The sequence below is a fragment of the Citricoccus sp. NPDC079358 genome, from assembly GCF_040702545.1.
GTDB lineage: Bacteria > Actinomycetota > Actinomycetes > Actinomycetales > Micrococcaceae > Citricoccus.
In genome coordinates, this window is sequence record NZ_JBFBLI010000002.1 from 164907 (window position 1) to 177808 (window position 12902).

Annotated in this window: 12 protein-coding genes; 5 read left to right on the forward strand and 7 right to left on the reverse strand. The window is 71.0% G+C overall.

Translation table 11 applies throughout. From position 1 onward, the window contains the following. Positions 1–56: 56 nt before the first annotated feature. The gene (locus AB0333_RS03155) at positions 57–323 is read left to right on the forward strand and encodes a PLDc N-terminal domain-containing protein (protein ID WP_366217306.1); all 267 of its coding nucleotides are present in this window, start codon (positions 57–59) and stop codon (positions 321–323) included. Between the two features lie 44 nt (positions 324–367). Here AB0333_RS03155 and AB0333_RS03160 read toward each other — a convergent pair whose 3' ends face one another. The 6 genes from AB0333_RS03160 to msrB form a co-directional block, all read right to left on the reverse strand. Then, positions 368–901 (reverse strand): Rieske (2Fe-2S) protein, encoded by a 534-nt coding sequence (locus AB0333_RS03160; RefSeq protein ID WP_366217307.1) that lies wholly within the window; start codon positions 899–901, stop codon positions 368–370. A 102-nt stretch (positions 902–1003) separates the two neighbouring features. Beyond that, positions 1004–3193: a 3-hydroxyacyl-CoA dehydrogenase NAD-binding domain-containing protein gene (locus AB0333_RS03165; RefSeq protein WP_366217308.1), complete on the reverse strand. Its 2190-nt coding sequence runs from the start codon at positions 3191–3193 to the stop codon at positions 1004–1006. Positions 3194–3268: 75 nt separating this feature from the next. Beyond that, positions 3269–4501, reverse strand: coding sequence for an HRDC domain-containing protein (locus AB0333_RS03170; protein WP_366217560.1), 1233 nt, complete (start codon positions 4499–4501; stop codon positions 3269–3271). Between the two features lie 37 nt (positions 4502–4538). Further along, positions 4539–5111 carry a DUF3000 domain-containing protein gene (locus AB0333_RS03175; protein WP_366217561.1) on the reverse strand — a complete coding sequence of 191 codons (573 nt, stop codon included), beginning with the start codon at positions 5109–5111 and terminating at the stop codon, positions 4539–4541. Between the two features lie 85 nt (positions 5112–5196). Beyond that, positions 5197–6270 (reverse strand): beta-eliminating lyase-related protein, encoded by a 1074-nt coding sequence (locus AB0333_RS03180; RefSeq protein ID WP_366217309.1) that lies wholly within the window; start codon positions 6268–6270, stop codon positions 5197–5199. Further along, positions 6267–6740 carry a peptide-methionine (R)-S-oxide reductase MsrB gene (gene msrB, locus AB0333_RS03185; protein WP_366217310.1) on the reverse strand — a complete coding sequence of 158 codons (474 nt, stop codon included), beginning with the start codon at positions 6738–6740 and terminating at the stop codon, positions 6267–6269. The genes AB0333_RS03180 and msrB overlap by 4 nt, the downstream gene beginning before the upstream one ends. A 227-nt stretch (positions 6741–6967) precedes the next feature. Between msrB and AB0333_RS03190 the strand changes: the two genes are divergently transcribed. Then, the gene (locus AB0333_RS03190; RefSeq protein WP_366217311.1) at positions 6968–8314 is read left to right on the forward strand and encodes an alpha/beta fold hydrolase; all 1347 of its coding nucleotides are present in this window, start codon (positions 6968–6970) and stop codon (positions 8312–8314) included. A gap of 90 nt (positions 8315–8404) precedes the next feature. Here AB0333_RS03190 and AB0333_RS03195 read toward each other — a convergent pair whose 3' ends face one another. Next, positions 8405–10453, reverse strand: a complete 2049-nt coding sequence (locus tag AB0333_RS03195) for a M3 family metallopeptidase (RefSeq protein ID WP_366217312.1) — start codon at positions 10451–10453, stop codon at positions 8405–8407. 237 nt (positions 10454–10690) lie between these two features. On the opposite strand from AB0333_RS03195, the gene AB0333_RS03200 reads away from it, so the two are divergent. The 3 genes from AB0333_RS03200 (at position 10691) to ruvA (ending at position 12900) form a co-directional block, all read left to right on the forward strand. Continuing rightward, the gene (locus AB0333_RS03200) at positions 10691–11446 is read left to right on the forward strand and encodes a YebC/PmpR family DNA-binding transcriptional regulator (protein WP_366217313.1); all 756 of its coding nucleotides are present in this window, start codon (positions 10691–10693) and stop codon (positions 11444–11446) included. A gap of 7 nt (positions 11447–11453) precedes the next feature. Beyond that, entirely contained in the window at positions 11454–12155 is a 702-nt protein-coding gene (ruvC, locus tag AB0333_RS03205) for a crossover junction endodeoxyribonuclease RuvC (protein ID WP_366217314.1), read from the forward strand. A gap of 106 nt (positions 12156–12261) precedes the next feature. Beyond that, the gene (gene ruvA / locus AB0333_RS03210) at positions 12262–12900 is read left to right on the forward strand and encodes a Holliday junction branch migration protein RuvA (protein WP_366217562.1); all 639 of its coding nucleotides are present in this window, start codon (positions 12262–12264) and stop codon (positions 12898–12900) included. Positions 12901–12902 lie beyond the last annotated feature (2 nt).

Below are 12902 nucleotides of genomic sequence, written 5' to 3' on the forward strand. Positions count from 1 at the left end.
CTCTCCTGGGAGTTGGTCTCGCGGGCGCCGCCGGGCAGACTTTCAGTCTCAACGCCGTGGAGATCCTGCTCTGGATCGTGGTCATCGCCGTAGTCGGGATGCTGGTGTGGTCCCTCGTCTCCCTGTCCCACTCACCCCTGGACCCGGGGCGGCGCATCCCGTGGGCCTTCCTGATGTTTCTGCTGCCCGTGCTGGGGCCGGCGGTGTGGCTGTGGTGGCGGTTCTACTACTACCCGCGGCGCACGGCCGAGCAGCCGTCCTGGGACCCCAACAGCCGCGAGATCATCGTCAACCCGCCTCGGCGCCCGAACGCGGGGAAATAACCCTCCGGCGTCAGGTACACCAGCGTCACCTGCACCGGCGCGGTCTACAGGGTCACGAGGACCTGGTCACCGTCCACGGTGGCGGTGTATTCGGTCAGCGGCTTCTGGGCGGGTCCGCCGTAGGGGACTCCGGTGGTCACGTCGAAGTGCGAACCGTGGCAGGGGCAGGCGAAGACCTCCTCGCCGTTCTCGGTGGCGGGAGCCACGGTGCAGCCCTGGTGCGTGCAGACGGCCGAGAAGGCATGCACCTCGTCCTCCGCCGGACGGCTGATCAACAGGGTCCGGCCCTCAACCCTGACGCTGGTCATCCCGCCGACCGGCAGGTCTGCCAGGTCGACAGCCGGGGTCGGGGAGCCGCCCACGTGGTGCGAGGGGGCATTGTCCTCGGCGCGGATCTCGTCCGTGCACGCCGTCAGTCCGACGGTGCCGGCCACCCCCACCGCGCCGAGCAGCGCGCCGCGTTCCAGGAACGCCCGTCGGGACGAACCGGAGGGGTCGCAACCGCCGCAGGGGGCGCCGGCGTCGTGCTGGTCCTGCAGTCCGGCGGATCCGGTGGAGGAGTGGGGAGCGGAAGTCATCCTGCCATTATCCGCCGTTCCCGGCCGGACCGCGAGCAGCGTCGAGGCGGTGTCGGATGACGGCTGTCGTCCGGCTGCCCCGGTGATCCCCCGGGCAGCCCGTCAGGCGTGGAACCGGCGGCCGTTGACCCGCTCGGAGGCCCCCACCTGATCGAGGTACGGCGTGATGCCGCCCAGGTGCATGGGCCAGCCGGCGCCGAGGATCATGCAGAGGTCGATGTCCTCGGCATCCGCCACGACCCCCTCGTCCAGCATGAGGCCGATCTCCTGGGCCAGGGCGTCCTGGACCCGGACCAGCAGCTGCTCGGCGGTCTCGGGGGAGTCGCCGAACTGCAGGACCGCCCGGGTCTCGGCGGGGATGACCTTCCGGCCGCCGTCCTCCGTCGCCCACAGGGACGTGATGCCGGCGTCGATGAGTGACTGCAGGTTGGTCGAGACCGGGAACCGCTCGTCCCCGAAGGCGGCGTTGAGGGACTCGGTGACGTGCTGGGCCACCGGGATGCCCACCATGGACAGCAGGGTGAACGGGGTCATCGGCAGGGCCATTGGGTCCAGGGCGTGGTCCGCCACCGTGGCCTCCGTGCCCTGGTCGAAGGAGTGCTGGACCTCGCCCATCATCCGCAGCAGGATGCGGTTGACCACGAAGGCCGCGGCGTCCCGGACGAGCACGGCGGTCTTGCCCAGGCCGCGGGCGGTGGCGAAGGCCGTGGCCAGCACCGGGTCCGTGGTGGCCGGCCCACGCACGATCTCCACTAGGGGCATCACGGCCACCGGGTTGAAGAAGTGGAAGCCGACCAGCCGCTCGGGATGCTCCAGCCCGGAGGCCATCTCGGTCACGGACAGGGAGGAGGTGTTGGTGGCCAGGATGCACTCGGGGGTGACGACGGCCTCGACCTCGGCCAGCACCGCCTTCTTGACCCCCATCTCCTCGAAGACGGCCTCGATCACCAGGTCGGCATCGGCATAGACGTCCTTGGAGACGGATCCGGTCACCAGGGACTTCAGCGTCTCCCCTTGGCTGGCGGGCAGCTTGCCCCGGGCCACCAGCGTGTCCACCTGCCCGTGCACGTGGTCCACACCGCGGTCCACGCGGGCCTGGTCCATGTCCGTCATGACCACGGGGACGTTCAGCCTCTGCGCGAAGACCAGCGCCAGCTGGCCGGCCATGAGGCCGGCACCCACCACGCCGACCTTCCGGACCGGACGGGCCAGCTCGGGGGAGGGCGCGCCGGCCGGCTGCTTGGAGCGTTTCTGGACCACGTCCAGGAAGGCATAGACGGTGTGGGCGAACTCCGGGGTCAGCATCAGCTCGCCCAGGGCGTCGGCCTCCGCGGAGGCCGATTCCTCCCGGGACCAGTGCCGACCGGCGGCGAAGAGCTCCATGACCTTCGCCGGTGCGGGCACGTAGCCGCCGGTCTTGGCGGCCACGATCGCCAGGCCTTCGGCGATGGCCTCGTCCCAGGCCCGGTCTGAGTGGTCGCGGTCCCGCTGCTGCTCCAGTGCGGCCACGGTCTCGGCGTCCCCGGTCAGGATCCGGGCCGCCCAGGCCGCGGAGGCCTCGATGAAGACGGCGGTGTCGGCGGGATCGGCGGCCGGATTGAAGATCGCGTCCGCCAGGCCGATGCGGTGGGCGGTGCGGCCGTCGATGTTGCGATTGTTCGCCAGCGGGTTCTTGATCATCACCGTCAGGGCGTCCTTCGGGCCGGTGAGCCGCGGGGTCTTCCACACGCCACCCCAGCCGGGGATCAGGCCGATGAAGGCCTCCGGCAGGCCCAAGCCCTTCGCGGCGGAGGAGACGGTGCGGTAGTTGGCCGCCAGAGCGATCTCCAGACCACCGCCGAGCGCCACACCGTTGATGAACGCGAAGGAGGGCACCGGGAAGTCGGACAGGCCGTTGTAGACCTCGTGCCCGAGCCGGCCCAGCAGCACGCCGTCCTGCGGGTCGGTGAGCCGGTTGACGGCCCCCAAGTCCGCACCGGCGACCAGGAAACCGGCCTTGCCCGTGACGGCGACGGCGGTGATCTCGCCGCGGTGTGCACGTTCGGCTTGGGCCTCGAGCACCTGGCCGATCCCGATCAGGGAATTTGGGCCCAGGGTCGTGGGGCGCCGGGGGCCGGCGTCATTGTCCAGGACCAGGAGCGCCAGGGTGCCGGCGCCGTCGGGGAGGTCGACGTCCGTCACCGTGGCCCGCGTGAGGATCTCGTCCGGGAATCGCGCGGCGAGGCCGCGGTACGGGGCGAACCGGTCTCCGCTCGCGTCAGTGGTGGACGTCGGGGCGACTGGCTGGGACATGCTGCTCCTGAGTGGGAGGGACGGGCGTTTTGCCATCGTATCGGAACTCGTGACCAGCGAATAGGGGACTGAGTTTCAGGCGGGGTCGGGATCCAGTAGCGCCACCGTCACGATCGGTGCCACGGCCGTGACCTGCCACGGACGGGCGCCGAGCCCGGCCAGGGCGGCCGAAACCGAGTCCAGGTCGATCGTCTCCGGAGGAGTCCAGCACAGCCGCCGCAGGGTATCCGGCGTCAGCAGATTCTCCGTGGGCAGCTGCAGCTCGTCGGCCCGATTGCCGACCCAGGCCTTCGCGGTCTTCAGCCGGCGGTCGGCCAGCGGATTGCGATCCCGCCAGGCGCGCGGCGGGGGCGGGCCGTCATTCGGCAGGTGCAGCGGGGGCAGGCCAGCCTTGGTCTGCGCGGCCGCCTGCCCGGCCTGGATGGCCCGAACCCAGCGGGGGCCCTCCTTGGCGGCGGCACGTCCGTGGAAGCCCTGGGTCTTCAACAGGGCGGGCACGGTGGTCGGCTGACTGGCGGCGGCGGCCACGATCGCGGCGTCCGGGATCAGGCGGCCGGGGGCCACATCCCGGTTCTGGCCCAGGGCCTCCCGGGTCTCCCAGAGTTCCCGCACCACGGCGAGCTGCTCCGGTTTGCGCAGCCGGTGCATGCCCGAGGTGCGGCGCCAGGGATCCTTGCGCGGGCCGGCCAGCGGAGCCTTGCGGATCGCCTCGAATTCCTGGTTCGCCCAGTCCAGCTTGCCGGCCTCGGTCAGCATCGCGACCATCGCGGCCCGCAGCTCGACCAGGAGTTCCACGTCCAGGGCGGCATACCGCATCCAGTCCTCCGGCAGCGGCCGCTTGGACCAGTCCGCCGCGGAGTGTTCCTTGGCCAGGGTGACGCCGAGGAGCTGCTCCAGGACGGAGGCGAGCCCCACGCGGGGAAGCCCGAGCAGGCGTCCGGCCAGCTCGGTGTCGAACAACCGGTCCGGCCACATCCCCAGCTCGGAGAGGCAGGGCAAGTCCTGACTGGCCGCGTGCAGGATCCACTCGACCCCGCTGAGGGACTCCTGGATGATCTGCAGGTCGTCGAACGCCTCTGGATCGATGAGCCAGATCCCGGCGCCCTCGCGCTTGATCTGGACCAGGAACGCGCGCTGGCCGTAGCGGAAGCCGGAGGCCCGCTCGGCGTCCACGGCCACGGGCCCGGTGCCGGCCTTCAGGAGCCGAGCACACCGCTCCAGCTCCTGCCGGGAGTTCGTGACGAAGGGGATGCCGCCGGCCGGCTCGGTGAGGAGCCGGGGCGGTTCGGGGTCGGTGGCCTCGGCCAGGTCCTCGTCCGGGGTGGCGCTGGTGTCCGCAGTGATGTCAGTTCCTCCTGATGCGCGGCAAGGGTGTGACACCGTCCGGCACCGGCGGCAGCCCGGCGAAGGCACAGACCATGTCCGCCCACGCCTCCAGATGATCGGTGCTGTCCGGGCCCTCGGGGGTCCAGGAGGCGCGCAATTCGATGTCGATGGTGTCCGGACGGGTCGCCAGGCCGCCGAAGCTCTCGGACAGCACCCGGGTGGCGGTCCCGCCGGCCTCCGTGTACCGGGCCCGATGGGTCTCGAGGGCCTCCACCAGCCAGGTCCAGGCCACGGCTCCGACCATGGGGTCGTTGCCGAGGTCGGACTCCAGGGAGGCCCGGATGTAGGTCACCACCCGGAACGTGCCCTTCCACACCGGGGAACCGGCGGGATCGTGCAACAGGACGAAGCGGCCCGTGGCCAGCTCGGGCCGGCCCTCCTCCGCCGGGTCGTGGACCTCGGCGGCCAAGGCCACGGCGAAGGGGGCGAGGCGTCCCGGGGCGGGAATCTCATCCAGGGTGATCTCTTGCCGGTGCCGAGCGCGGCGCAACCCTGACAACGCCTCACGGAACTCTCCGGGGAGGCGTCGCATCTCTGCGGGGCGGTGGCCAAGGGCAGTCACGCAACCCAGGTTAAAGCCGCTCCCGCTGGATCCTGGGGCGGCGCGCCGTGGACGGCTACACGCGCCCCGCGGAGAGGGCCGCGGACAGTGCGGACACGAACCCGTCGACGTCCTGTTCGGTCGTGTCCCAGGAGGTCATCCAGCGCACCTCGTTGCGCGGGACGTCCCAGTCGTAGAAGGGATAGTCGGCCTGCACGGCGGCCGCGACCGTGGGATCCAGGACGGCCAGGACCTGGTTCGCCTGGGGTGTCTGGGTGAGGGTCACCCCGTCCAGCGCGCCGGCGCTGGCGGCGAGCCGGGCGGCCATGGCGTTCGCATGCCGGGCCGAGCGCAGCCACAGCTCGTCGGTGAGCAGGGCGACCAGCTGGGCGGAGACGAAGCGCATCTTGGAGGCCAGCTGCATGGATGACTTGCGCAGGTAGCCCACCGCCTGCCCCGCACCCTCGTCGCGCCGTCCCCCGGGACCGGACCGGACGGCGTCGGGATTCAGCACCACCACCATCTCGGCACCCAGGGCACCGTTCTTGGTGCCGCCGAAGGACACCACGTCCACCCCGGCGTCCGCCGTGAAGGAGCGCAGGGAGGACCCGAGGGCTGCCGCGGCGTTCGCCAGCCGTGCCCCGTCCATGTAGACGGACATCCCCAGGGCGTGGGCGTGATCCGTGACGGCACGGACCTCGTCCGCCGTGTAGACCGTGCCGAGCTCCGTGAGCTGGGCGATCTCAACGACGGCCGGCTGGGCCCGGTGCACGAAACCGATCCCGTGGGCCTGGCGGTCGATCAGCTCGGGCGTGAGCTTCCCGTCCGCCGTGGGCACCGTGTAGAGCTTCGTGTGGGCGATGCGCTCCGGGGCGCCACCCTCGTCCTGGTGGATGTGGGCCGACTCGGCGCAGATCACCGCACCCCACGGCGGGAGCAGGGCCTGCAGGGCCAGCACGTTGGCGCCCGTGCCGTTGAACACCGGGAAGGCCTCCGCCCGCTCGCCGAACTCGGCGCGGACCAGGCTCTGGAGCCGCGCGGTCCAGGAATCATCCCCGTACGCCGGCTCATGGTCCACGTTGGCCACCCCGAGGGCCGTCAAGACCTCGGGGTGGGCCCCCGCGTAGTTGTCCGAGGCGAAGCCCCTCACGCGTCGGCCTTCGGCTGGAGCGTCAGGGAGACGGAGTTCATGCAGTAGCGAAGGTCCGTGGGGGTGTCGAAGCCCTCGCCCTGGAAGACATGGCCCATGTGGGAACCGCAGTTGGCACAGCGGACCTCGATGCGCTCCATGCCCAGGGCGGTGTCCCGGATGTACTCGACGCGGTCTTCGGCCAAGGGTGCGAAGAAGGAGGGCCAGCCGCAGTTGGCGTCGAACTTCGTCTCCGAGCGGAACAACTCGGTCCCGCAGGCGCGGCACGCGTAGACGCCCTCGGTCTGGGCGTCCCAGTACTCGCCCGTGAAGGGCCGTTCGGTGCCGGCCTGGCGGAGGACCTGGAACTCCTCGGGGCTGAGCCGCTCACGCCATTCGGCGTCCGTTCGGTCCCGGGCGGTGGGATCCGGGGACGTCGGCGCATGCTCCGGCTGGTCGGCGGGGGAGGAAGTAAGGGGGGTATCGCTCATGACAGCAATAACACCACGAACCGCCTCGTTGTTTCCGCCCCGTAGTTTCCGTCCCGTTGTTTCCGTCAGCGCATCTGCCGGCACGCATGCCTTCCCGCACCGGCAGGGCACCGCCACTCCATTCCCACACGGACAGGCACCGCCAGGGTGGTCCTCCGGGCATCCCTCGCGGCAACCAGCCGGGTACCCGGTTGGCGAAGGCGGGCCGGACATGGACAGAATGGGGCATGACCTCCCGCTCCTCCCGCCCCGCTCGCTCAGCGAGCCGCCGCACCAAGATCAAGAAGTCCATCGGCCAGGCCGAGCCGGTCATGCGGTGGTCCTCCCTGGCCGCTGTGGGCGGAGTGGTGGCCGGCTCGGTGGCCGCCGGGACCGTGTCCGGACTGGCCGGGCTCTTCGCCCGCACCGTGGTCACACCCGTCAAGACCCCCGCCGAGGACCTCGAGATCCTGGCGGTGGTGCAGGGCGCCTCCGGTCTGGAGATCATCCTGCCCGTGACCGAGGAGACCACCGTCCCCGGAACCTACTCCCTGGTGTTCGACGCCGGCGCCGGGATCGCCCGCATCGGTGCGGTGACCTCGTTCGATCCGCGTGACGGCACCGTCCAGCGGGAGGTCGAGGAGGTCTACACCGGTGACCTGCACCGGGCGGTCCGCGGCCGATGGACCGGATTCGTCTACCCCGAGCCGCGCACCCTGGGCTACGAGACCGAGGACGTCCGGATCCCGGTCGAGAACGGCACGGCCCCGGCCTGGCTCGTCCGCCCGGAGCCGTCCTCGGCCCCCGGTGGCTCGGTCCCCGGTGGCTCGGTCCCCGGTGGCTCGGCCCCCCGGCCCGCCGGGGAGGGCGTGTGGGCCATCATGGTCCACGGCCGCGGCTCCAAGCGGGCGGAGGGCATCAGGGCCATCGGCACCGCCCGGGCCCTGGGAATGACCTCACTGCTGATCTCCTACCGCAACGACGGTGAGGCTCCGGCGGCCGGCGACGGGCGTTACGGCCTGGGCAGCACCGAGTGGAAGGACGTCGAGGCGGCGGTGGCCTATGCGCTCGAGCAGGGCGCCCGCGAAGTCGTCCTGTTCGGCTGGTCCATGGGTGGAGCCGTGTGCCTGCAGATGGCGGACCGTTCCGAGCTGTCCTCGATGGTCGCCGCCATGGTCCTGGACGGGCCGGTCATCAACTGGATCGACGTGTTGGCGCACCAGGCTCGGCTGAACCGGCTGCCGGACGCCATCGGACGGCTGGGGCAGTGGCTCATGAGCAACAAGGCCGGACGCTGGGCCACCGGGCTCGCGGCGCCCGTGGACCTCAAGGCAATGGACTGGCTCTCCCGGGCGGACCACCTGCGGGTGCCGACCCTCATCCTCCACTCGGAGGACGATGACTTCGTACCGGTGGGTCCGTCCATGGAACTCGCCGCCAAGGTCCCGCAGCTGGTCACCTTCGTCCGGTTCCACCTGGCGCGCCACACCCGTGAGTGGAACGTGGACCCGGAGAAGTGGGACCACGCCACCCGCCTGTGGCTGCACGCCGTGCTGACGTCACCGCGGCCGGGGCTGGCTCAACTGACCACCTAACCCGGCTCCATCCAATCCATCCACGTCGCACGAATTGCCCCCACAGGCTGGAGAACAGGGGCAATTCGTGCGACTCAGATGAGGAGGGGGTCAGCTGAGCAGCCCGCGCCGCCGCAAGAGGTGTTCCGGGTCCGCCTCGCCGCCGCGGAACCGGCGGTAGGACTCCATCGGGTCACGCGTGTTGCCGCGGGCGAGCAACTCGGAGCGGAAGCGCTCGCCGTTCTCCCGGCTGAGCCCGCCGTGGTCACGGAACCACTCCACGGTGTCCGCGTCCAGGACCTCGGACCAGAGGTAGGAGTAGTACCCGGCCGCATACCCGCCGCCGAAGATGTGCTTGAAATAGCTGGAGCGGTACCGCGGAGCCACCAGGTCCGGATCCAGGCCGGCTGCCCTCAACTGCTCGGCCTCGAAGGCCAGTGGGTCCTCCACCGTGGTGCCCGGCGCCAGGGAGTGCCAGGCGAGGTCCAGCATGGTCGCTCCCAGGTACTCCGTGGTGCGGAAGCCCTCGCCCCACAGGGCGGAGGCCTCGATGGCGGCCAGCACGTCGGAGTCGATCGTCTCACCGGTGCCCACGTGCCGCGCGTAGGCGGAGACGATCTCCGGCCAGTACATCCACATCTCGTTGACCTGCGAGGGGAACTCCACGAAGTCGCGGGGAACGGCGGTGCCGGACAGGGTGGCGTACCGCCCGGAGGACAGCAGGCCGTGCAGGGCATGGCCGAACTCGTGGAACAGGGTGTTCACCTGGTCCACCGTCAGCAACGCCGGTTCACCGGCCGCCGGCCTCGGGATGTTCAGGTTGTTGCTCACCACCGGGCGCTCGCCGAAGAACGTGGACGCCTCCCGGAACGAATTCATCCAGGCTCCGCCGGACTTCGTGGGGCGGGTGAAGAAATCGCCGACGAACAACCCGAGCTCGGTGTCATCTGCCTCCAGCACCTCCCAGACGCGGACGTCCGGCTGGTATCCGTGCAGGTCGGGGCGTTCTTGGAACGTGATGCCGTACAGGGCCGTCGCGGCGGCGAAGACCCCCTCGGTGAGCACCCGGTCCAGCTCGAAGTAGGAGCGCAGGGCAGAGGCGTCCACGCGGTACCGATCCCGCTCGATGCCGGCCGCATAGAAGGGCCAGTCCCAGGCCTCCACCGGCCGGCCGGCCTCGGCCTCGATCTCGGCCTTCTCCCGGCGGGCGTTCGCGGTGGCTGCCGGGATGATCCGGGCCAGCAGGTCGCGGACGGCGTCCAGGCTCGGGGCGGTCCGGTCCTGCAGCGCGTAGTCGGCCCAGCTGGAGAAGCCCAGCAGGCCGGCCTTCTCGGCGCGCAGGCCGGCCTGCTCCACGGCCAGGTCGAGGGCGAAGTTCTCCCCGGGGGTGGTGCCGCGCCGCCAGGCGGCCTCGTGGACGCGCCGGCGTGACTCCGGGTTCTCGAGGCTCTCCAGCCAGGGCTGGGAGGTGAACATGGACAGCGTCAGGAGGTAGCCGGCGTCGTGCCCGGCACTCCGGGCCGCGGCGGCGGCCGAGGCGAGGTCCTGCTCCGAGAGCCCGGCCAGTTCCGCTGCGGAGCCGAACCAGACGGCCGAGGCGGTGTTCTCCGCGACCATGCGGCGTCCGTACTGGGAGGACAGCACCGCGAGTCGCTCGTTGATGGCGGCCAGCCGCACCTTCGCCTCCCGGTCCAGGTCCGCGCCGAGCAGCCGGAAGGTCTTGAGGGTCTCCTCGGCCAGCCGGCGGTCCTCGGCCTCCAGCCCGCTGTCGCCGTCCAGGTCCACCGCCGCCAGCCGGCGGTAGAGGGCCGTGTCGAGGTGGATGGCGTCCCAGTGGGCGGACAGCTCGGGGCTGATCTCCTCGTCGATCTCCTGCCGGGCCTCGGTGCCGTCGGCGGCCACGAGGTTGGAGAAGACCTGGTGCACCCGGCGCAGCAGTTGCCCGGACCGCTCGAAGGCGAGGAACGTGTTCTCGAACGTCGCGTCGGCGGGATCCGCGGTGATCGACTCGAGTTCGGCGCGGTGCTCGGCCATGCCGGCACGGAAGGCGGGCAGGAAGTGCCCGTCGTCGAGGGCGGCGAAGTCGGGGAGCCCATAGGGCAGCGGGGACGGCCCCAGCAGGGGGTTGGTTCCGGTGGCGGAGGAGGTGTCGGTCGTCATAGTCAGCAACTGTTTCACATCTCGGCACCGCTGGACAGGGCTCGGACGAACGGACCATCCGCGCGGTCTCCCGTCCGGACGGGGGCATCGGCGGCACCTCCCGTAGAATCGAAGCCAGACTTCTGCCGCAAGCGGCAGGGGCCCGGCGCTACGGCGTTCGGGCCAGGACGAACCCGATCAGCACCAACAGCCGATGCGGGCCGTGCTCCGGCATGGCCGGCGCGGAGAGGAGAACACGTGTCAGGGCATTCCAAGTGGGCGACCACCAAGCACAAGAAGGCCATCATCGACGCCCGCCGCGCCAAGGCCTTCGCCAAGTACGTCAAGGGCATCGAGGTGGCCGCCCGTGCCGGCGGACCGGACCTGGATGGCAACCCCGCCCTGGAGCTGGCGGTCACCAAGGCCAAGAAGCAGTCGGTCCCCAACGACAACATCGAGCGTGCCATCAAGCGCGGCGCCGGCCTGACCGGAGAGGTCATCGAGTACACGGAGATCATCTACGAGGTCCGCGGGCCGCAGGGTTCCGCCCTCATGGTCGAGTGCCTGACGGACAACAAGAACCGCGCTGCCGCCGAGGTCCGCACCGCCGTGACGCGCAGTGGGGGCACGATGGCCGATTCGGGTTCCGTGGCGTTCCTATTCAACCGCACCGGCCTGGTCCGGTTGCCGGCCGAGGGGCACACCGAGGACGACATCCTGATGGCCGTGCTGGACGCTGGTGCCGAAGAGGTCGTGCAGTCCGGCGACTCCTTCGAGATCCTGTGCGACCCCTCCGACCTGCGCGCCGTGGCCGCCGCGCTGGATGAGGCCGGGATCGAGTACGACACGGACGAGATGGAGTTCGTGGCCACCATGAAGGTGGACCTGGATGCCAAGGGCGCCAAGACGTACTTCAACCTGGAGGACGCGCTCGAGGACCTGGACGACGTGCAGAGTGTCTACTCCAACGTGGACATCTCCCCGGAGGTCCTCGCCCAGCTGGACGAGGACTGATCCGCCCTTGACCGTCAACGCCGGGGCGGCGGCACGGCAAGCGCCGGGACCGCTGCGGGTGCTCGGGGTCGATCCGGGACTGACCCGCTGCGGCATCGCCGTGGTGGATGTCGCGCCCAACCGCACGGCCACCCTGGTGGCGGTGACGGTCGTCGGCTCCCCGGCGGAGCAGTCCCTCGACTGGCGCCTGCTCGCGATCGACGAGGCCATCAACGAGTGGCTCGACCGTTATCGCCCGGATCACGTGGCCGTGGAGCGCATGTTCGCGCAGAACAACACGCCGACCGTGATGGGGACCGCCCAGGCCTCCGGAGTGGTCATCGCGGCCGCCGCCCGGCGCGGCATCCCCGTCGCACTCCACACCCCCTCCGAGGTGAAGGCAGCGGTCACCGGCAGCGGGACCGCGGGCAAGGACCAAGTCACCGCCATGGTGACCCGGATCCTGCGCCTCGAGTCCCCGCCACGGCCCGCCGATGCCGCCGACGCCCTCGCCCTGGCCATCACCCATGCCTGGCGCGGCGGGCTGATGGGCCGCGGCCTGGAGACCGGCAATCTCACCAGCCCCCAGCGCGCGTCGCGGTTCCCGACGCCGGCAGGCGGCTCGGGCGGCCGGCGCACCGGGGGATCGACGCCGGCCCAGCAGGCCTGGCTCGCCGCCGAACAGCGGAGCCGGGGCGCGAAGGGCTGGAACGGCGGTTCCCGGATCTGAATCCCGCCATGGGCTAGGGTCTTCGTAGATACGTTCGAACCGGGCTGCTGTCCGGCACCTGACCGGCCGTCGTCCGATGGCCCTCCCCGAGAAGAGCGAGTTGAGCATGATTTCGTCCCTGACCGGCACCGTGGAATCCGTGGGACTGAACCACGCCGTCCTCACCGTGTCCGGCTTCGGCATGCGGTTCTCCGCCACCCCGCAGACGCTCGCGGGGCTCCATCGGGGGGAGGCCGGGCGGGTCCTGACCTCCATGGTGGTGCGTGAGGACTCCATGACCCTGTTCGGCTTCGCCACCGAGGACGAGCGGGAGGTCTTCGAGGTGTTGCTGGGGGTCTCCGGCGTCGGCCCCCGGCTGGCCCTGGCCGTGCTGGCCGTCCATGACCCGGAGACAGTCCGGGTGGCGGCGTCCACGGGCGATGACAAGGCCTTCACCAAGGTTCCGGGCATCGGACCCAAGGGTGCGCGGCGCATCGTCCTGGAGCTGACGGACAAGCTCGTACCCACGGGCGCGACCGCCTCCGGGACCGAGGACCAGCCGGCGCTGGCCGGCTCCATGCCGTGGATGGACCGCGTCCTCGAGGCGCTGACCGGTCTGGGCTGGACGGAGAAGGACGCCGAGAAGGCGGTCCGGGACACCATCCGGCATGAGCCCGAACTCGAGGAGTCCGGCACGGTGGCCAGCGTGCTCAAGTCCACGCTGCGCCACCTCGGCCAGGGACAGTCCGCCCGGTCGGGCCGGTAGGG